Source organism: Bradyrhizobium sp. STM 3561, assembly GCF_045571455.1.
Taxonomy (GTDB): domain Bacteria; phylum Pseudomonadota; class Alphaproteobacteria; order Rhizobiales; family Xanthobacteraceae; genus Bradyrhizobium; species Bradyrhizobium vignae.
Genome location: NZ_CP120695.1, coordinates 2,016,823 through 2,034,615, shown reverse-complemented (window position 1 = coordinate 2,034,615; position 17,793 = coordinate 2,016,823). Strand labels below are relative to the sequence as shown.

Genomic DNA, 17,793 nt, shown 5'->3' with positions numbered 1-17,793 from the left:
TCATGAAGCTGCTGCTGCTCAACCCGAACACCAGCACCGAGGTCACGCAGCTGATGCTGGGAGTCGGGCAGCGCGCCGCTTCCTCCGGCACCGAGCTGATCCCCTGCACCGCGACCCGCGGCGTGCCCTATATCGCCACGCGCACCGAAGCGCAGATCGGCGGCGCCATTGCACTGGAGATGTTGGCCGAGCAGCACATGAAGGTGGATGCCGCAATCATCGCGGCATTCGGCGATCCCGGCCTGTTCGCGGCGCGCGAGACCTTCGACATCCCTGTGATCGGCATGGCGGAAGCCGCCATGCTGACCGCCTGCATGGCCGGACGCCGCTTTGCCATCGTCACCTTCGCCCAGGCCCTGGGCCCCTGGTACGAGGAATGCGTCCGCGCCCACGGGCTGTGGGAGCGGTGCGCCGGCATCCGCATGCTCGATGCGCCGTTTCAGGCGATCTCCGAGGTCGGCACCGAGAAGGAAGACGTGCTGGTCGAACTCGCCCAGCGCGCCATCGTCGAGGACGAGGCCGATGTGCTGATCTTTGCGGGCGCGCCGCTGTCCGGCCTTGCCGAGCGCGTCGCCGACCGGATCCCTGTCCCCGTGGTCGATCAGGTCATCGCCTCCGTGAAGCAAGCCGAAGCGCTTCATGCGCTGCACCTGCGTAAGGCGAGCGCAGGTACGTTCCGCCGCCCCGCCGCGAAGCCGACCATCGGCCTTGCCGATGCGCTCGCCGCCCGGCTCGAGCATCGCGACAGCTGATCAGAGAGGCGGCCGGCGATGCGAAAAACCCAGTTCGTTCTCGAGGCTGCGGCCGAAGGCAAACAAGCGGGATTCGCACCCCGGCGGCGCGATGACCTGGATGCCGAAGGGCAGCTCATTCTCGCCTCGCGGCACCGGCAAAGTCAGGACCGGAAAGCCGACCAGCGACACGATGAAAGTAACGGCGAGATAATCGATCGGCGTCTCCAGCGCCGCCCCGTCGATCGCGGTGACGTCGCTGATCTCGTTCGGCCAGGGGACGACCGACGCAGCCGGCGCGACCAGGATATCGGCACGGGTGAACAGCGCGCGAAAGCTGCGATAGATCACGGTGCGGCGTCGTTCGGCGTTCAGGTAAGCCTCCGCGGACAGCTTTGCGCCGGCCTCGATGTTCCAGATCACCGTCGGAGTGAGCTCGGTACGCCGCATCCTCAGCAACTCGCCATAGCTGCTCGCGATGTGCGCGCCGCGCAGCGTACGAAAGGTTTCGATCGCCCCGCCACAATCGGGCGAGGACAGCTCGACATCGTCAACACGCGCGAGCGCCTCGCAAGCCGCAGCGAAGCGCGCACGAACCTCGCACGCAACCGGCGCGACACCGAAATCGGGCGTAACAGCAATCCGGGGACGGCCAGCGATGGGTCGATCATGGCCGGCACCGTGGAGCGAGAGCGGATCATTCGCATCGCCTCCGGCGCAGGCCGACAGCGCAAGCTCGAGATCGTCGACACTGCGGGCGAGAAAACCGTGCGTGGCCAGCATGTCCCAGCCGAGCGGCCGGCGCGGCGACGGAATGCGGCCGGGGGTCGGCCGGATCGAAGCGACGTCGCAGAAGCTGGCGGGCGTGCGCACCGAGCCACCGAAATCGGTGCCGTGCGCCAGCGGCGCCATGCCGGTCGCGACGGCGACGGCAGAGCCGCCGGACGATCCGCCGGAGGTCAGCGCGAGATCGAACGGATTGCGTGTCGGCCCGCGCAATCTGTTGGTACAGACCGCACCAAAACCAAACTCCGGCGTGTTGGTCTTGCCCAAAATGATCGCGCCGGCGCGCCGCAGCCGCGCCACGATGAGATCGTCCTCGGCCGGGACGTGATCGCGGAACAGCACCGAGCCGTAAGTCGTCGCAAGTCCCGCCGTGTCGGTGAGGTCCTTGATCGCGATCGGCACGCCATGCAGCGGGCCGATCGGCGCAGAGGCCGCATCGCACATCTGCGCAGCGCGGCGGGCGCCGTCCGCATCGACCGTCACGAATGCCGCCAATCGGGCGTCGAGGCTCGCAATCCGGGCCAGATGCGCTTCGATGGCGTCACGGGAGGACAGCTCGCCCCTCGCAATGGCGCGCGCAAGCTCCGTGGCCGTGAGGTCGCATATCGATCGATCCGATGTCATCGGGCCACCATGCCAAAATGCTCGCCGAAAAGCGACAGGCGCGGGCACGAGACTTGCTTTCTCTTCTGGAGCAACGGGAGGCAACACCATGGCTGATGCGCCAAGCGGCCGATCGCTCGTCGTCGACGCGGTCACCCACCGGTATCCGAGTGGCGCGCTTGCGGTCGAGAACATCAATCTCGACATCAAGGGCGGCGAGATCATCGCCCTGCTCGGCCCCTCCGGCTGCGGCAAGACAACGCTCTTGCGCATCATCGCCGGCTTCATCGCCCAGACGCAAGGGAGGATCATCATCGGCGACGACATCGTCGATGCGCTGCCGCCGAACAAGCGCGCGGTCGGCATCGTGTTCCAGAACTACGCGCTGTTCCCGCACCTGTCGATCAGCGAGAACGTCGCCTATGGCCTCGCCGCCCGCGGCATCGACAATGTGACGCGGCAGCGCGAGGCGCAGCGCCTGTTGGAGCTGGTGCAGCTCCCGACAATGGCCGAGCGGCTGCCGCGGCAGCTCTCCGGCGGGCAGCAGCAGCGCGTTGCGCTCGCCCGTGCGCTCGCGATCAAGCCGTCGATCCTGCTGCTCGACGAGCCCTTCGCCGCGCTCGACAAGAATTTGCGGCTGGACATGCAGATCGAGGTCAAGCGGCTGCAACGCGTCTCCGGCATCACCACGCTGATCGTGACGCACGACCAGGAAGAAGCGCTGTCCATGGCCGATCGTGTCGCCGTGCTGAGCCATGGCAAGCTCGAGCAGTTCGGCTCGCCGTCGGACGTCTACGACCGTCCGCAGACGCTGTTCGTCAACACCTTCGTCGGCTCCACCAACCGCATGCCCGGCGTCGTGGTTTCGGTGGACCGCACGGCGGCAAAGGTGCGCCTCGATGCCGGCGCGGAGATCATCGCGCGTCCCGCGGGCGGTACGCTCAGCGAAGGCGGCCGCGTCACGGTCTGCATCCGTCCCGAGCATCTGCAATTCGTCGGCGACGAGACCGGCTTTGCCGGCGTGATCGGCATGTCGCTGCCGCTGGGCGCCACCGTCGTGCACGAAGTCACCACCGCCGATGGTTCCGGTGTCAAGGTCTCTCAGGCACGCATCGGCGAGACGCGCGCGCTGGAGAACGGCGCGGCGGTGCGTCTCGCGCCGCTCGCCCCGTCGCTCGCCAACGCCTTTCCCGCAACGCTTTGAATTCAGTTTCTGTCCAGAGGGGAGTTCGACATGATCATGAATCGCAGAAGCCTGCTGACCACCGCGCTCACACTCGGCGCCATGAAGGCATTTCCTGGCCTGAGCTACGCCCAGGCCCGTCCACTGGTGTTTGCGACCTTTACGGGAAGCTGGGAGGAAGCGCACAAGGCCGTGCTGGTGCCGGCGTTCCGCAAGGCTAACGCGGACGCCGCGATCGTGCTGGACCCCATGCTCTCGGTCGACCAGATCGCCAAGGTGAATGCCGCCAAGGCCAATCCGCCGATCGACGTCATGCTGCACGATCCCGGCCCGGCCCTCGTCGCCATCGGCCAGGACCTGGTCGATCCCTATCCGGTCGAGAAGAGCGCCTACTACAAGGACCTGATCGCCGAGGCGCAGGAGCCGATGGGCCCCGCCCCATTCTTCCAGGTCGTCGGCCTCACGTACAATCCCGAGGCCGTCAAGACGCCGCCGACCTCCTGGGCCGACCTCTGGAAACCGGAGTTCAAGGGCCGCGTCGGCATCACCAACCTCAACTCGACGCTCGGCACCGGCTGGCTGGTCGAGATCGCCAAGATGCGCGGTGGCTCCGAAGCCAATGTCGATCCCGGCTTCAAGGCGCTGGAGGAGCTCAAGCCCAATCTCGCCGCGGTCGCCGCCAATCCCGGCGCGCTCGCCACCCTGTTCCAGCAGGGTCAGATCGACATCTCGCCCGGCAATTTCAACGCCATTCAGATCCTCAAAGCCCGCGGCGTGCCGGTCGAGTTCGTGGCGCCGAAGGAAGGCGCCATCGCCTTCAAGACCACGATCCACATCGTCAAGAACTCGCCGAACCGCGAGCTCGCCTTCAAGCTGATCGAGGCGGCGTTGATGCCGGAAGTGCAGACCACGCTGATGAACCCGCCCTATCTGATCGTGCCGACCAATTCCAAAGTGGCGATGGGCGGCGAGATCGCGCGCGTGCTGGCCAAGGACGCGGCCGAGCTGAAGAAGAAGTTCGTGTTCCAGGACTGGAAGAAGATCAACGAGCAGCGCTCGGCCTGGATCGAGCGGTTCAACCGCGAGATCAAGATCTGAGACATTGAAGGCTTGAGTCATGGGCGCAGCACCGGCATCACGGGACGTGACGTCCTACGGAATGGGATTGGCGGCGCCGCTGGCGCTGTTCTTCCTGGTCTTCTTCGTCGCGCCGCTGCTGCAATTGTTCTGGCTCTCGCTGCACAACGACACGGCCGGGCTCCAATGGGGGCTCGGCCAATACCTGCACTTCCTCACCGATCCCTTCAGCCTCGGCGTGCTCGGCTCGACGCTGCTATTAGGGGCCGAGGTGACGGCGGTCTGCCTCGTGCTCGGCTTTCCCATCGCCTGGCTGTATCAGCGGGTCGGACCAAGGCTTCAGACCATCATCATCCTGATCGTGCTGCTGCCGCTTTTGACCAGCGTCGTGGTGCGCACCTTCGCCTGGATCGTCATCCTCGGACGCCAGGGCATCATCAACGCGACGCTGCAATCGCTCGGCGTCATCGATACGCCGCTAAAATTGCTCTACACCCAGTTCGGCGTGGTGATCGCGCTGGCGCAGGTGCAGATGCCCTTGATGACGCTGCCGCTGATCACCGCGCTCGGCCGCATCGATCCCAATCTCGACGATGCCTCCTGCTCGCTCGGCGCCGGGAGCTGGCGCACCTTCTTCCGGATCGTGCTGCCGCTGTCGCTGCCCGGCGTCATCGCCGGCTGCACGCTGACCTATGCCGCCGCGATCACCGCCTTCATCACCCAGTCGCTGGTCGGCGGCGGGCAGATGCTGTTCATGCCGATGTATCTCTACCAGCAGGCCTCGACACTGCAGAACTGGCCGTTCGCGGCCGCGATCTCGATCATCTTCCTGCTCGCCGTGCTCGCGGTCGTCTCGGTCTTCACCACGCTCGGCCGCCTGTCGCGCGGCTATGGAGGCGCATGATGAGCGGCCGCAAGCGCACGCTCGAGGCGATCAGCTTCGAGCTCGTCATGACCGTGATCGCGGTGATCGCGCTTGTCATCATCATCGCGCCGTCGCTCGTGGTGCTGATCGTCTCCTTCACCAGCGGCTTCTCGCTGCGCTTCCCGCCGCCGGGCTATTCGCTGCGCTGGTACGCCGAATTGTGGAATGCCTGGCAGCTGCATTTCGCGGCCAAGAACAGCCTGATCGTGGCGCTGTGGGCGACGGGCCTGTCAGTCGTGCTTGGCGTCGCCGCGGCGCTCGCGATCTCGCAGTCGCGCACGCTATCGGCGCGGCTGCTCGATTCCCTCTTCATGTCGCCGCTGGTGCTGCCGGCCCTCGCCTTCGGCCTCGCCGCTCTGATGCTGTTCTCGCTGGTCGGCCTGCCGGTGTCGCCGCTGACCTTGGTGATCGGCCACACCGTGGTCTGCGTCCCCTATGTCGTGCGCAACACGGTCGCAGCCCTCGCCCAGCTCGAGCCGACCCTGCTCGAAAGTTCGGCGGTGCTCGGCGCCAGCCGCCTCTACACCTTCCGCCGCATCGTGCTGCCGCTGATCCGCCCGGGCATCATCGCGGGCGCTTTCATCGCCTTCATGTCGTCCTTCGACAACGTGCCGGTGTCGCTGTTCCTGCGTGATGCCGCCACGGACATGCTGCCGATCCGGATGTGGCAGGACCTCGAGGGCAAGCTGGATGTCACCATCGCCGCGCTGTCGGGCGTGCTGATCATCGCGACCGTCGCGCTGGTCGCAATCATGGAGCGCGTCACCGGCCTGTCGCGGCGGCTGACGAATTGATCAGGCACCGCGGAACAGCGAATAGCCCCAGCGGGTGAATTTCAGCGGCAGATGAAAATGCTCGTCAACGTTCTTGATGCGGAAGCGGAACGGCGTCACGGTCAGGAAGCCGTCGCGCTCGCCGAAGAACTCGCCGAGATGAAACAGCACCTCGTATTCGCCGGCCGTCACGCCGGCGCCTTGCGCGATGGAATGATCGAGCACGCCATTGCCGCCGAGCCGCCCGTCGGCGATGCGCAGCGAGTCCGGATCGATCCGCCAGATCTCGACGCGCAGCCCCTGCGCCGGGCGCCCGCTTGCCACATCGACCGCGTGAATGGAAATGCCGCCTGCCACGATGTTCCTCCCATGAGCACGCCGCTATGGTAGACGCAAACACGGCCGCTCGGCCAGCACCGGCGTTGCTGCCGGCCCTCGGAGCGATGACCGCGCTGCAGGGCCTCGTCGCGCTGGCCTTGTTCGCGCCCGGCGTGGTCGCGCCGCGCGCGCATATCGAGGTCTGGCAGCTCTCGATGTTTTCCTGCGCGGTGTTCGCGGTCGGCATCCCCGCCTCGTTCTGGGGCGGCGGCTTCATCGCGCGCCTTGGCTCGCTGCGGATCGCGAGCCTCTGTGCGGCGGCCATCGTCGTCGGCATGGCATTGGCTTCGCTCGGATCGAGCGCCGCGCTGCTCGCCGCAGGCCTTTGCCTCGGCCTTGCCATGGGGCCCGAGACGCCCGCGAGCGCGGCGCTGCTGGCGCGGCTCGTCACCGCCGAGCGGCGCGCCTTCGTGTTCTCGGTGCGTCAGACCGGCAACCAGATCGGCGCGGTTTGCGGCTCGCTCGCGCTGCCCGCGATCGCGATCTCGCTCGGACCGGCCTGGTGCTATGCGTTTGTAGGCGGCTGCGCGCTGCTCGCGATCCTGTTGTTCGAATGGTTGCGGCCGGCCTATGCCGGCAAGGTCGCTCCGCCGCCAAAGCTCGATCTCCGCGCGCGGCTGGCGCTGGTGATTGCGGACCGGCGGATCGCGACGCTGGCGCTGGCCTCGATGCCGTTCAGCGCGATGCAGGTGTCGCTCAACACGGTCTTCGTCACGCTCGGCACGCGCGAGCTCGGCCTTGGCCATATCGAGGCCGGCATGGCGCTCGCCTGCGCGCAAGCCGGCGGCCTCGTCGGCCGGCTCGGCTGGGGCTATGTCGCGATGCGCCTCGATGCCTCGCGGACGATTCTCGTCGTCATTGGCCTCGGCATGGCATTCTGCGCCGCGCTGCTGGGCCTCAACGGCGCTTCGCTCGGTCGCGGCGGGCAATTCATCATTGCCGCACTGTTCGGCCTGACGGCGTCGGGCTGGAACGGCGTCTTCATCGCCGAGATCGCCCGCCTCGCCCCGCAGGAGCGGATCGGCGAGACCACCGGCGCGGTGCTGACAGCCTCCTATGCGGGCCTGCTTGCGGCGCCGGCGCTGGTGTCGATCCTGGATGGCGTGGCCAGTCTCGGCATGGCATTCTTCACCTTGGCCTGCCTCGCTCTCTGCGGCACATTGGCGCTGATCTGGGAAGGCCATGACAAAGCCGAGAAATAGCGCGCGCGAGATTGCTGCCGACGTCGCCGCCGGACGGACGACTGCTGTCGAGACCGCCAAGGCCGCCCTCGGCCGCATCGAGGCCGCAAAGGCCTTGAACGCGGTCGTCGCGGTCAATTCCGCACGCACGCTCGCCGATGCCGCAGCCGTCGATGCTCGCCTGCGCCCCGGCGAGACCATGCCGCTTGCCGGCGTCCCCATCGTCGTCAAGGACAACATCTGGGTCGGCGGCTGGCGCGTGACGCAAGGCTCGCGCCTGTTTGCGAACTTCATCGCGCCGCAGGACGCGATCGCGATCGAGCGCCTGCGCAGCGCCGGAGCGGTCATCGTCGGGATCGGCGCGACGTCCGAATTCGCCTGCAAGGGCGTCACGACCTCGCAGCTGTATGGGCCGACGCGGCATCCGCTCGATCCCGCGCTGACACCCGGCGGCTCATCGGGCGGCCCGGCCGTGGCCGTCGCTGCCGGCCTCGTGCCGCTCGCGATCGGCACAGATGCCGGCGGCTCGAGTCGCAGGCCGCCGGCGCATGTCGGGGTCGCCGGCTTCAAGCCGTCCTATGGCGCGATCCCCTATGGGCCAGGTTTCGCCGAGCCCTTCTACGGTCTCTCCGTCATTGCACCGATCGCCGCCGAAGTCGCCGACATCACGCTGGCGTTCGAGGCCATGGCCGGCCTCGATGGACGCGATCCGGATTCTGCCGTCGTTGCGCAGCAGGCCAAGGACACCGCCGGTCAGCGCATCGCGTTTTCGCCGCGCCTTGGTCTCGATGTCGCGATTGACGATGTCGTCGCGAATGGGCTCGCCTCCGCTGTCGACCGACTTTCCGCGGCAGGTTTGCGCATCACGCAACGCGATCCCGTCTGGTCGGCAAACGCCACGGAGGACGCCATCATGCCGCTTCAGCATGCGGGTCTGGCGGCGCTCTGTGGTAACGCCTTCCGCATGGATCCGACTATCTTCGATCCCGATGTCGCCAAACAGATCGAGCGAGGTCTCTCCTGGTCGGGTACGGAAGTTGCCGGAGCGCTGCTCGCGAGCGCCGCGATCGCCAATGCCTTCGCGGCTTTCTTCACCGAGATTGACCTGCTGCTGACGCCAACCGTCCCATGCGCTGCGTGGCCGCTGACGCAGCTCGGCCCGGACATGATCGGCGGAAAAGCCGCAAGCCCTCGTGCCCACGCGGTATTCACGCCCTTTGTCAATCATGCCCGCCTGCCGGCGATTTCGATTCCGTGCGGAACCGATCGGCACGGGCTTCCATTCGGCCTTCAGATCATCGCCGCGCGCGGACAAGACCGCTCGCTGCTCGCAGCGGCGCAAGAGGTAGAGGCCATCTTGCGAGCGTAGTTTCTGGCGCAAGATGCTGGCAAGCTCATCCCGGTCGAAGGTGCCGACCATTTCACCATTCTCGAGGCGCTGCGGCGGCCGGACGGCATTCTCGTGGAGGCTGCTCGGCGACTGCTGGACTAAAACTGCAAAAACAACCCCATGCACAGTAGAGACGCCGTTGTTTTCAAAAGACAATTTTCGAGGCCAGATCGACACCGCCATCGCTTTGACTCGTCGGGCAAAACAGGAGCATAGTGCCATCATTGCCGCGGCTGCCGCTCCTGCATCTCAATCCAGATTTGCTCGCCCGTGATCCGCACCGGATAAAGCCGCAGCGGCGGGCTCGACCATCCCGAATTGATCGCACCGTCGCACAGATCGAACGATGCGGCGTGACGCGGGCAGTACAGCCGCCCTGCCCTCACCTGCCCCAAGCCGAGATCCGCCTGCTCGTGCGGGCACGCGCGATCGCGTGCGATGATATCGCCCTCGTTCCAGATCACGAGCACGTCGAGGCCCGCGACGTGTACGCGAACGATCGTCTCCGCCTTCAGCCGGTCGAGATCGCAGACCGCTCTCCAGGCTGAAATCCAGTCCGCGGCGGGATCGGCATGGCTGAGCGAGCCGCCGATCGTGCCGCGGTTGCGCACCGGGCGATAAGCGATGTTGGCGGCGACGCCGCGCATGGCGCCGCGGGTCACATCCGTGATTGCAGCAATCAAACCTCACTTCATCGCGCTTTAGATCATCCGCCGCCCCGCTCGCGATCAGCGATCGCCTCGACTGGCGTGCACGCGCGCGTTTGGAACACCGCGTCACGCGCCGCGTTTAATGTCGAAATTGGAGATTTCAGATGACATATCGATTGCTCGCCGCTACCGCCGCTCTCGCGATCATGGGCAGCTTTGCCGCCCCGAGCGCCGCGGTCGCGCAAGATCGCTATTGCCTGCAGGGCCGGATCTGGGGCTATCCGGGCAATTGCCAGTTCGCCAGTTACAGTCAGTGCATGGCGAGCGCATCGGGAACGAACGCCTATTGCGGCATCAATCCCCGCTACGCCTATGCGCGCCGTTACAGGGGATACCGGTGATCAGCCCAGGCCTCCACATCGGCGACAGGCGCGCGTCTTGACCGATCCCACAGCAGAGCCGAGCGGCACGACGCCAGCAGAGCGCCCCCTCACCGCCATCGCATTCTCCGGCGGTCTCGGCCTCGGCGCGTATCATGGCGGTGTGTTTGAAGCGCTCACCTCTCTTTTGTTGCCGATCGACTGGGTGACGGGCTCATCGGCAGGGGCCATCACCGCCGCACTGATCGCGGGGAGCCCGAGTGCCGAGCGGCTGCGCAATCTACGCAGCTATTGGCATGCGCCAAGCAGTCCAGCCGGAGTGCCGAACGCGGGCCGCCATACGTTCGCCTGGCTGAGCTCGATCAACACGCGCGTGCTGGGTCGTCAGGGCTTCTTCCGTCCCCGCCTCCCGATTCCGACATCTCACTTCGCCGGCCTTTACGACCTCGGCCCGACCCGCGAACGCCTTCAGCAGTTGATCGATTTCGGACGTCTGAACGACGGCGATCCGCGCATCACGATCTGCGCCACGGACCTGGAAAGCGGCGATGCCGTACTGTTCGACTCCTCGTCCGAGCGGATCGAAATCGACCATATCCTGGCCAGTTGCGGATTCCTCCCTGAATTCGCTCCGATGCAGATCGCCGGCCGGTGGCTCGGCGATGGCGGGTTCGCGTTGAACGCGCCATTCGATCCGATCCTCGAAACTGCGCGACGGCTCCGCCTCTATGTCGTCGATCTCTTCCCGCGCGACGGCAAGGTCCCCGACGGGCTCGAGGCCGCGGCCGAGCGCAAGAGCGACCTGACCTTCGGCAACCAGACCTTCCAGCGCCTTGGCTACGCCCTGGAGGCCCGGCAGCTCCGTGCCGAGCTTCAGGACCTCGATGACGACGACGAGGTCTATCTGCTGAGCTACCGGCCGGGCCGCGAGGAAGCAGGTCCCGAAAAATCCTTCGACCTGTCGGAGGAGGCCATGGCGCAACGCTGGCGGGCCGGCTTTCTGGACATGCAGTATGCCGCACGCCTGGCCCCGATCCCGAACGGGATCTGCAGCGTGCGGCGGCTTTAACGATGTCTCTCAATGGCCAGGGCGCGAGCTGCTCTCCATGGGTCGATCGAGGCGCCGGCGAATGTCGCGCGGCAGCTGCGTGAGACCGTCGTCGGCGGCCATGCCATCGGGCGGAGCAATGGTGGTGATCCCCCGGTTCGCGAGCACAGCCTCCTGCACCGGATTACGCTGCGCGACGAACACGAAGGATTTCGGCCGTTCCTGACTGTGCCCGGACTCGTCCCAGATCTGCCAGATCCGGTGCAGCAGCAGGCGGATATTGGGATCGGACATGCTGTATCCGATGAAGAGCAGCGTGCTTCCAAGCGCATCAGCGCGAAAACGGATATCGAGCGGAGAATTGAAGGCGAGCCGATTCGAATTTCTCCGTGCTGAGGCTCCCGTGGGATCGCCACTCGCGTTGTGACCTTCACGTGGAGCAATGAGTTGGCAGCGGGGTCGTTCCCGAGCCGATCGTCGCGGCGCGAACGAATACAGAGGCGCAAGAAATCCCGAAAAGGACCGGATCGACGCGAGCGGCCGCCAGTCGCCTGGAGCGTTGGCAACTCGAATGCGCGCCAACCAGATGCACGCTCCTACGAGCCGTCGAGATCATGAATGACCGGCCGCAGCGGGCCGCTCGGATAGAGCTCGAGCGTTGCCAGCGTAATCGGCAGCTTGAACCGCCGCTTCCCTGCACTTCCCGGATTCAAGTAGAGCACGCCTTCGGCGGTCTCGATCCGCACGCGGTGGGAATGGCCTGAAACCACGACGTCGATCCCAAGCTCCGCAGGATTGATCGTCAGCTCCTTGAGGTCGTGCAGGATATGGAAGCAGCGGCCGCCGAGGCGCAGCGTTTGCGTTTCAGGCAAACGTTCCGCCCACGCCCCGCGATCTACATTTCCTCTGATCGCGGTAACCGGCGCGATCCGGCAAAGCCCATCCATCACAGCCTGGGTGCCGATATCGCCGGCGTGGATGATGTGCGAGACGCCGGCGAGGCAGTGCTCCGCCTCCGGCCTCAGCAGCCCATGTGTATCGGCAATCACCCCAATCCTGAACGTCATCAATGCAGCACGTCCAAAGGCATCCGGCCGACTTCCTCGCCATCGTCGTTCGTGACCAGGATCGAGAAGTGACGGCCCTTGAGCTCGGGATGCTCCTCGAGCAGGCGCCTGGCAATTTCTTCGGCAACATCCATGGCTTTCATGTCATCCGGCAGTTCGGCACCCCTCTCGTCTGCCACGGTTTCGGAATCCACCAAATCAAAATGATAGCGCGGCACGTCCGGCCCTCGGGTTTTCCCGCAGGAACGCCCGGTCTCGAACCTTCGTTCCGGCGTGGAGGCCGTCTGCGGTTCTGAACAACAGGAACATCTCGGTTCCCAAGACATTGCAAGCAGCGAGCATTGGCACCGCCCGCAACCTCGGGGCGTTTCTCCCTCCGCTGAAGTGAACCCCATGATCCGTCGTTCAGTAGACTGGTTACGCGACGCGCCATTGCTGGCCGTCACCATCCTTGTCGTCACCATCATGGGACTGCGGTGCCGCAGGGTCCGGCGCCCGGGGATCGGCTGTCGCCCACCCAACCCTTCTCCGAATTGAGCTTCCGGCCACCTCGCATGCTGACGGACGCTCAGATGTGGGGCAGCACGATGTTCGACCAGCTCGCCTGCCGCATCAAGTTCAAGCGCCTGCGCTATGAGGGGCCGTTCACGCCGCCGTCCGAACAGGGCACGCAGGTCTTCCCTGGAGATTTCGGCATGTTCGAATGGGGCGGCATCGCCGTCGATCCGCGGCGCCAGATTGCGATCGCAAATCCGCAATCGATTCCCTTCATCTCGCGTCTCGTGCCGCGCGGAAAGGACAATCCGGCGGCGCCCAACGCGGCGCATCCGCCCGGCACCGAGCTCGGCGTGCAGCCGATGTACGGCGCCCAGTTCGGCGTCGATCTCGGGATTTTCCTCTCGCCGCTCGGCATCCCCTGCCTCGCCCCGCCCTGGGGCAACATCGCCGCCATCGATCTCAGGACGCACAAGGTGGTCTGGCAGCACCGTATCGGCACGATCCGCGATCAGGCTCCGTTGTCGCTGCCCTTCAAGCTCGGCGTTCCCATGCTCGGCGGCCCGATCGTGACGGCTGGCGGCATCATCTTCATCTCGGGAACGATGGATGACTACATCCGCGCCTTCGACGTCCGCGACGGCAAAGAGCTTTGGCAGGCCCGCCTTCCTGCCGGCGGGCAGTCGACGCCGATGACCTACTCAGTCGGCGGCAGGCAATACGTCGTGACCGTCGACGGAGGCCATGGCTCATTCGGCACCAAGCTCGGCGACTACGTCCGGGCCTACGCGTTGCCCGAGCGGCGGCAATAGCCGAGTTGCACCTCGAGCGCATCGCGCACTTCGGCGACGACATGGCCCCAATCGCCCGGCCGTCTTTGGCGAAACAGCCGCACGCTCGGATACCAGAACGAGTGCGCTCCGGATTGAGGCCAGCGCCAGTCGCAATCGGCATGCAGCAGCACCCAGGCCTCGCATCCGAGCGCTCCCGCAAGATGCGCGACCATGGTGTCGACGCAAATGAGAAGGTCAAGCTGCCGCAGGCGATGGCCGAGGGCCACGATATCGGGCGTGCTGATCTCCAGCGCACCGAGCGCCGCGAGCTCTTCGCTGCTGGCGCCGCGCTGGAGCGAATAGAGCGTCACGCCCGGTCCGGCGACATGACGCAGCAAGACGGCCGGAACCTCCCGCCGCTTGTCCCAGTCGCCGACTTTCCAGACCAGGCCGAGGGCCAGACCTTGTTCCCCCCGCAGCGGCGGAACTGCAGCGGGAGGCAACGCCAGGTAGGGAACGCGCATCTCGACCTGATCCCGCCGCGCCCTGATGGCGTGCGGCACCTCCATGATTTCGATATCGACCTCGAAACCGACCTCGGGCGCTCCATCATGCAGCGGAATTGCGCGATCGACGCCCGTGGCGCCCGCGGCCAGCGGCAGCAGCTCGGGTTGACACCACAGGGTGACGCTGCGCGCGATCTCGCGAAGCGCGCGCATGAAGCGCAGGAACTGAATGGTGTCGCCGAGTCCGTGATAGCAGCGCACCAGCACGTGCTTATCTTTCAGATCCTCGCCGCGCCAGATCCGCTGGAGATGCCGCGGGCCGGTGTGCTTGGGCGGATGCGCCGTTTCCAGCAGATCACGATCGTTGATCGCCCAGGCGCGCGCAAAATCGCCCGCCCTGATCGCCTCAGCCCAACCGCCCGCCATTTCGCGCAGTCGCTAGTGTCGAACGAATTTGTGGAATCGGCTGAGCTTGCCGTCCTTGGTTCGGTCCTGGTGCAGGAACGCAATGCCGGCTTCATCGAATTTTTCAAAGAACTCGTCCCAGCTGATGCGGTCCAGCCCTTCGTCCGGCGGATCGAAATCGATGCGCAGGATTCCGGCGTGGCCATCTTCTTCCGTCGCCTTCACGGTTGCGGGTTTCCCTCCGCGCTCCTCGGCCCATTTCCGAATGACATTGTGATCGGTGGTCTGCTGGGCTTCAATATTCTGCGCCTTTGAAGTCATGTCATACCTCGCTTACTGGCCGGGCGATGAGCCCGGCATCGCATCGAACCATTGGCCGACAAACGCGGACCGAAGCAATTTGTTCTTTCGCTCGGATGCTAAGCAGTCCTGCGACGCAAGCATCATCTTCTTCATCTTCATCATGAAAGTTCTTCGTTCCCTACGGGCGGCCGGGGATCCTATCCCATGTTAAGCCCGCCGCATTTTATCTACCCGAATCGCGCGCGACGCGACGCTCGGATCTTCCTGCCAGGAACGAACATACCTTCCGCACGTTCGCCGACGTACTTACCGACGCCGTCTGTTTCCCGGAGGCTCCATTCCATGCATTCTCGTCTTCAAGACAGGCGCCGCGTGCGCGTCGGACTCGTCGGCGTCGGCAATTGCGCGAGCTCCTTCGTCCAGGGCCTCTCCTACTACCGGAACGCCAAATCGAACGAGCCGGTCCCGGGACTGATGAATGCCGAGCTCGGCGGTTACCATATCAGCGACATCCAGATCGCGGCGGCGTTCGACGTCAACGCCGGCAAGGTCGGCCGCGATGTCGCCGACGCGATTTTCGCGCCACCCAACAACACGCACCGCTTCTCCGATGTCGCACCGACCGGCGTGATCGTGCAGCGCGGACCGGTCATGGACGGCATCGGGCACTACCTGACGGACGACGTTCCGATTGCGGACGTGCCGGAGGCTGACGTGTCCGAAATCCTGGCGATGTCCCGCACCGACGTCCTGGTGTCCTATCTACCGGTCGGCTCGCAACGCGCCAGCGAATGGTATGCGGCGCGTGCCATCGAAGCGGGCTGCGGCTACGTCAATTGCATTCCCGTCTTCATCGCCTCCAATCCGGAGTGGCGGCGCCGCTTCGAGGAGGCCGGCCTGCCGGTCGTCGGGGACGACATCAAGAGCCAGGTCGGCGCCACCATCTTGCATCGCGTGCTCGCCAATCTCTTCCGTGACCGCGGCGTGCGGCTCGACCGCACCTATCAGCTCAACGTCGGCGGCAATACCGATTTCAAGAACATGCTGGAACGGGAGCGGCTGACCTCGAAGAAGATCTCCAAGACCCAGGCCGTGACCAGCCAGTTCGACGTCCCGATGGACCCTGATAACATCCATGTCGGGCCGAGCGACCACGTGCCGTGGCTGACCGACCGCAAGCTCGCCTTCATCCGCCTGGAGGGAACGACGTTCGGCGGCGTTCCCCTGAGCGCCGAGGTCAAGCTCGAGGTCTGGGATTCTCCGAACTCGGCGGGCGTCGTGATCGACGCAGTGCGATGCGCCAAGCTCGCCATGGACCGCGGCCAGGCTGGAGCGCTGACCGGTCCTTCCAGCTATTTCATGAAGTCGCCGCCGCAACAGTTCACCGACGAGGAGGCCGGACGGCGGACACGCGCCTTCATCGACGACAAGGCGTATGCGTGATGGCCAAGATCATCCATCTCGTTCGGCACGGTCATCACGCCCTGCTGGGCCGCGTTCTGTGCGGGCGAATGAGAGGCGTCGAACTCGACGATCTCGGCTGCGAGGACATGGCGCGCTGTGCCGGAACCCTTTCGCCTCGACCGACGCTCATTCAATCCAGCCCGCAGCGACGGTGCATGCAGTCGGCCTGCATCCTCGCCGCGCATTTCAGACTGCCGGTCGAGATAGCCCCGGCCCTCGACGAGATCGACTATGGCGAATGGACCGGACGATCATTCGACGACCTGGCGCCGGATTCACGATGGTCGCGCTGGAATGGGCGACGCGGCACGAGCCGACCGCCGGGCGGCGAGAGCATGCGGTCGCTTCAAAGTCGCATCGTTGCTCATCTGGAGCAACTGCGCAGCGATCGCAATCTCGACATCGTCGTCGCAGTCAGTCATGCCGAGCCGATCCGTGCCGCGCTCCTGCACTATTCGCGGACGCCGCTCGACGAGTTTCTCTCGATCGAGATCGATCCAGCCAGCACCAGCACGCTCCGCGCCGACAACCGCGGCATGAAGATCACCGGGATCAACCAGCGGGTGCCGGCGTGAAGATCGTCATCTTCGGCCTGACAATCTCCTCCTCCTGGGGCAACGGACACGCCACCCTGTGGCGCGGCCTCTGCAAGCACCTGGCACGGTCGGGATACAGCGTGGTCTTCTTCGAGCGCGACGTTCCCTACTATGCCGGTGCCAGGGATCTCTACGAACTGCCCGGCGGCGAGCTCCGGCTGTTCTCGAACTGGGACGATGTGCGGCAGGCTGCAAGCGCCGACGTCCGTGACGCCGACGTCGCGATTGTGACCTCCTATTGTCCCGATGCGGTTGCGGCGACCGACCTGATCTTCTCCGAAGGTCACGCTATTCCCGTGTTCTACGACCTCGATACTCCGGTCACGCTGGCAAGGCTCCTGGCCGGCGAAGCCGTTCCTTATGTCGGCCCGCGCGGCCTGCGGGATTTCGAGCTGGTGCTCAGTTTTACCGGCGGACCTCGCGTCGCGGATGAATTCCGAGACAGGCTGGGTGCCCGCGACACCCGGCCGCTCTATGGTCACGTCGACACCGACATCCACCGGCCGGTCGCGCCCCAGCCGCATTATCGCGCCGATTTGTCCTATCTCGGCACCTATTCCGAAGATCGTCAGCGCACGCTCGAGACGCTTTTCGTCGCGCCCGCGCGGGCGCGCAGGGATCTCCGCTTCCTGATTGGCGGAGCGCAGTATCCGGACGATTTCCCATGGTCGCCCAACATCTATTTCGTGCGGCACCTGCCGCCGCCTGAGCACGCACCGTTCTTCGCCTCGTCGCGGCTGACCCTCAATGTCACGCGCCGGGCCATGGCGGAGATGGGCTGGTGTCCGTCCGGCCGGTTGTTCGAGGCCGCGGCCTGCGGCGCGCCGCTGCTCAGCGACGATTGGCCGGGAATAGCGGATTTCTTCGCGCCCGGAGAGGAGATCCTGATCGCACGCGACGAGCATGACGCGCTCGCCGCACTTGCGATGACGGATGCCGAACTCCGCCGCATGGCCCGGCGCGCCTATGAACGCACCATGGACCAGCACACGTCCGACAAGCGCGCGCGTGAACTGATCTCGATGCTCGAGCAGATAACGTCGAACCGCGTGAGCCGGCAACAACCCGAGGAGGCCTGA

20 protein-coding genes and 3 pseudogenes are annotated in these 17,793 nt (G+C 65.6%); 13 read left to right on the top strand and 10 right to left on the bottom strand.

All coding sequences use genetic code 11. The features are described from left to right. Positions 1–2 precede the first annotated feature (2 nt). Positions 3–752, top strand: coding sequence for an aspartate/glutamate racemase family protein (locus tag P6U28_RS09205; protein WP_162500336.1), 750 nt, complete (start codon positions 3–5; stop codon positions 750–752). Here the strand turns inward: P6U28_RS09205 and P6U28_RS09200 are convergent, their stop codons facing one another. Then, the gene (locus tag P6U28_RS09200) at positions 753–2,141 is read right to left on the bottom strand and encodes an amidase (protein WP_407122082.1); all 1,389 of its coding nucleotides are present in this window, start codon (positions 2,139–2,141) and stop codon (positions 753–755) included. Between the two features lie 88 nt (positions 2,142–2,229). On the opposite strand from P6U28_RS09200, the gene P6U28_RS09195 reads away from it, so the two are divergent. The 4 genes from P6U28_RS09195 to P6U28_RS09180 are packed head-to-tail and all read left to right on the top strand — an operon-like array spanning position 2,230 to position 6,099. Next, complete coding sequence (locus P6U28_RS09195) at positions 2,230–3,324, top strand: ABC transporter ATP-binding protein (RefSeq protein WP_122403902.1); 1,095 nt, start codon at positions 2,230–2,232, stop codon at positions 3,322–3,324. A gap of 30 nt (positions 3,325–3,354) precedes the next feature. Continuing rightward, on the top strand, positions 3,355–4,401 hold the full coding sequence (locus P6U28_RS09190) for an ABC transporter substrate-binding protein (protein ID WP_122403903.1): 1,047 nt from the start codon (positions 3,355–3,357) through the stop codon (positions 4,399–4,401). A 19-nt stretch (positions 4,402–4,420) separates the two neighbouring features. Continuing rightward, positions 4,421–5,284: an ABC transporter permease gene (locus tag P6U28_RS09185; RefSeq protein WP_122403904.1), complete on the top strand. Its 864-nt coding sequence runs from the start codon at positions 4,421–4,423 to the stop codon at positions 5,282–5,284. After that, positions 5,284–6,099 carry an ABC transporter permease gene (locus P6U28_RS09180; RefSeq protein WP_162500337.1) on the top strand — a complete coding sequence of 272 codons (816 nt, stop codon included), beginning with the start codon at positions 5,284–5,286 and terminating at the stop codon, positions 6,097–6,099. The genes P6U28_RS09185 and P6U28_RS09180 overlap by 1 nt, the downstream gene beginning before the upstream one ends. Here P6U28_RS09180 and P6U28_RS09175 read toward each other — a convergent pair whose 3' ends face one another. Continuing rightward, a complete protein-coding gene (locus P6U28_RS09175; RefSeq protein ID WP_122403906.1) occupies positions 6,100–6,435 on the bottom strand; it encodes a hydroxyisourate hydrolase in 336 nt (111 codons plus the stop codon). Positions 6,436–6,461: 26 nt separating this feature from the next. On the opposite strand from P6U28_RS09175, the gene P6U28_RS09170 reads away from it, so the two are divergent. Together P6U28_RS09170 and P6U28_RS09165 are read left to right on the top strand one after the other, a co-directional pair. Beyond that, positions 6,462–7,658, top strand: coding sequence for an MFS transporter (locus tag P6U28_RS09170; protein WP_122403907.1), 1,197 nt, complete (start codon positions 6,462–6,464; stop codon positions 7,656–7,658). Then, entirely contained in the window at positions 7,639–9,006 is a 1,368-nt protein-coding gene (locus tag P6U28_RS09165) for an amidase (RefSeq protein WP_209296615.1), read from the top strand. The genes P6U28_RS09170 and P6U28_RS09165 overlap by 20 nt, the downstream gene beginning before the upstream one ends. A gap of 242 nt (positions 9,007–9,248) precedes the next feature. On the opposite strand, the gene P6U28_RS09160 is transcribed toward P6U28_RS09165, so the two are convergent. Together P6U28_RS09160 and P6U28_RS09155 are read right to left on the bottom strand one after the other, a co-directional pair. Then, the gene (locus P6U28_RS09160; RefSeq protein WP_244608025.1) at positions 9,249–9,578 is read right to left on the bottom strand and encodes a Rieske (2Fe-2S) protein; all 330 of its coding nucleotides are present in this window, start codon (positions 9,576–9,578) and stop codon (positions 9,249–9,251) included. Then, a pseudogene (locus P6U28_RS09155) lies at positions 9,558–9,698 on the bottom strand (FAD binding domain-containing protein); the annotation flags it as partial. The pseudogene P6U28_RS09155 and the gene P6U28_RS09160, both read right to left, overlap by 21 nt. 143 nt (positions 9,699–9,841) lie before the next feature. Here P6U28_RS09155 and P6U28_RS09150 point away from each other — a divergent pair. Then, positions 9,842–10,078, top strand: a complete 237-nt coding sequence (locus P6U28_RS09150; RefSeq protein ID WP_122403909.1) for a DUF3551 domain-containing protein — start codon at positions 9,842–9,844, stop codon at positions 10,076–10,078. Positions 10,079–10,115: 37 nt separating this feature from the next. Beyond that, positions 10,116–11,126: a patatin-like phospholipase family protein gene (locus P6U28_RS09145; protein ID WP_244607676.1), complete on the top strand. Its 1,011-nt coding sequence runs from the start codon at positions 10,116–10,118 to the stop codon at positions 11,124–11,126. 9 nt (positions 11,127–11,135) lie between these two features. On the opposite strand, the pseudogene P6U28_RS09140 reads toward P6U28_RS09145, so the two are convergent. From P6U28_RS09140 to P6U28_RS09130, 3 genes and pseudogenes are all read right to left on the bottom strand, one after another. Then, positions 11,136–11,483 (bottom strand): annotated as a pseudogene (locus P6U28_RS09140) (SIR2 family protein); the annotation flags it as partial. Between the two features lie 218 nt (positions 11,484–11,701). Beyond that, positions 11,702–12,172 carry a metallophosphoesterase family protein gene (locus tag P6U28_RS09135; RefSeq protein ID WP_122403911.1) on the bottom strand — a complete coding sequence of 157 codons (471 nt, stop codon included), beginning with the start codon at positions 12,170–12,172 and terminating at the stop codon, positions 11,702–11,704. Continuing rightward, positions 12,172–12,390 (bottom strand): DUF6894 family protein, encoded by a 219-nt coding sequence (locus P6U28_RS09130; RefSeq protein ID WP_122403912.1) that lies wholly within the window; start codon positions 12,388–12,390, stop codon positions 12,172–12,174. The genes P6U28_RS09135 and P6U28_RS09130 overlap by 1 nt, the downstream gene beginning before the upstream one ends. A 258-nt stretch (positions 12,391–12,648) precedes the next feature. Between P6U28_RS09130 and P6U28_RS09125 the strand changes: the two are divergent. Next, a pseudogene (locus P6U28_RS09125) lies at positions 12,649–13,479 on the top strand (PQQ-binding-like beta-propeller repeat protein); the annotation flags it as partial. Here P6U28_RS09125 and P6U28_RS09120 read toward each other — a convergent pair. From P6U28_RS09120 to P6U28_RS09110, 3 genes are all read right to left on the bottom strand, one after another. Beyond that, positions 13,452–14,213 carry a hypothetical protein gene (locus P6U28_RS09120; RefSeq protein ID WP_347338435.1) on the bottom strand — a complete coding sequence of 254 codons (762 nt, stop codon included), beginning with the start codon at positions 14,211–14,213 and terminating at the stop codon, positions 13,452–13,454. The pseudogene P6U28_RS09125 and the gene P6U28_RS09120 overlap by 28 nt on opposite strands. A 171-nt stretch (positions 14,214–14,384) precedes the next feature. Continuing rightward, positions 14,385–14,672 carry a hypothetical protein gene (locus P6U28_RS09115; protein WP_122403914.1) on the bottom strand — a complete coding sequence of 96 codons (288 nt, stop codon included), beginning with the start codon at positions 14,670–14,672 and terminating at the stop codon, positions 14,385–14,387. A 12-nt stretch (positions 14,673–14,684) separates the two neighbouring features. Continuing rightward, the gene (locus P6U28_RS09110; RefSeq protein WP_283809893.1) at positions 14,685–14,816 is read right to left on the bottom strand and encodes a hypothetical protein; all 132 of its coding nucleotides are present in this window, start codon (positions 14,814–14,816) and stop codon (positions 14,685–14,687) included. Between the two features lie 180 nt (positions 14,817–14,996). Here P6U28_RS09110 and P6U28_RS09105 point away from each other — a divergent pair, with 180 nt between their 5' ends. The 3 genes from P6U28_RS09105 to P6U28_RS09095 are packed head-to-tail and all read left to right on the top strand — an operon-like array spanning position 14,997 to position 17,793. Next, the gene (locus tag P6U28_RS09105; RefSeq protein WP_122403915.1) at positions 14,997–16,097 is read left to right on the top strand and encodes an inositol-3-phosphate synthase; all 1,101 of its coding nucleotides are present in this window, start codon (positions 14,997–14,999) and stop codon (positions 16,095–16,097) included. Next, positions 16,097–16,693, top strand: a complete 597-nt coding sequence (locus P6U28_RS09100) for a histidine phosphatase family protein (RefSeq protein WP_122403916.1) — start codon at positions 16,097–16,099, stop codon at positions 16,691–16,693. Before P6U28_RS09105 ends, P6U28_RS09100 begins: the two co-directional genes overlap by 1 nt. Next, the gene (locus P6U28_RS09095) at positions 16,690–17,793 is read left to right on the top strand and encodes a glycosyltransferase (RefSeq protein ID WP_122403917.1); all 1,104 of its coding nucleotides are present in this window, start codon (positions 16,690–16,692) and stop codon (positions 17,791–17,793) included. The genes P6U28_RS09100 and P6U28_RS09095 overlap by 4 nt, the downstream gene beginning before the upstream one ends.

Excerpts from the sequence above, each read along its gene's own strand:
- P6U28_RS09205 (WP_162500336.1), top strand. The coding sequence starts at position 3 with ATGAAGCTGCTGCTGCTCAACCCGAACACCAGCACCGAGGTCACGCAG.
- P6U28_RS09200 (WP_407122082.1), bottom strand. The coding sequence starts at position 2,141 with ATGACATCGGATCGATCGATATGCGACCTCACGGCCACGGAGCTTGCG.
- P6U28_RS09195 (WP_122403902.1), top strand. The coding sequence starts at position 2,230 with ATGGCTGATGCGCCAAGCGGCCGATCGCTCGTCGTCGACGCGGTCACC.
- P6U28_RS09190 (WP_122403903.1), top strand. The coding sequence starts at position 3,355 with ATGATCATGAATCGCAGAAGCCTGCTGACCACCGCGCTCACACTCGGC.
- P6U28_RS09185 (WP_122403904.1), top strand. The coding sequence starts at position 4,421 with ATGGGCGCAGCACCGGCATCACGGGACGTGACGTCCTACGGAATGGGA.
- P6U28_RS09180 (WP_162500337.1), top strand. The coding sequence starts at position 5,284 with ATGAGCGGCCGCAAGCGCACGCTCGAGGCGATCAGCTTCGAGCTCGTC.
- P6U28_RS09170 (WP_122403907.1), top strand. The coding sequence starts at position 6,462 with ATGGTAGACGCAAACACGGCCGCTCGGCCAGCACCGGCGTTGCTGCCG.
- P6U28_RS09165 (WP_209296615.1), top strand. The coding sequence starts at position 7,639 with ATGACAAAGCCGAGAAATAGCGCGCGCGAGATTGCTGCCGACGTCGCC.
- P6U28_RS09150 (WP_122403909.1), top strand. The coding sequence starts at position 9,842 with ATGACATATCGATTGCTCGCCGCTACCGCCGCTCTCGCGATCATGGGC.
- P6U28_RS09135 (WP_122403911.1), bottom strand. The coding sequence starts at position 12,172 with ATGACGTTCAGGATTGGGGTGATTGCCGATACACATGGGCTGCTGAGG.
- P6U28_RS09115 (WP_122403914.1), bottom strand. The coding sequence starts at position 14,672 with ATGACTTCAAAGGCGCAGAATATTGAAGCCCAGCAGACCACCGATCAC.
- P6U28_RS09110 (WP_283809893.1), bottom strand. The coding sequence starts at position 14,816 with ATGATGAAGATGAAGAAGATGATGCTTGCGTCGCAGGACTGCTTAGCA.
- P6U28_RS09105 (WP_122403915.1), top strand. The coding sequence starts at position 14,997 with ATGCATTCTCGTCTTCAAGACAGGCGCCGCGTGCGCGTCGGACTCGTC.
- P6U28_RS09100 (WP_122403916.1), top strand. The coding sequence starts at position 16,097 with ATGGCCAAGATCATCCATCTCGTTCGGCACGGTCATCACGCCCTGCTG.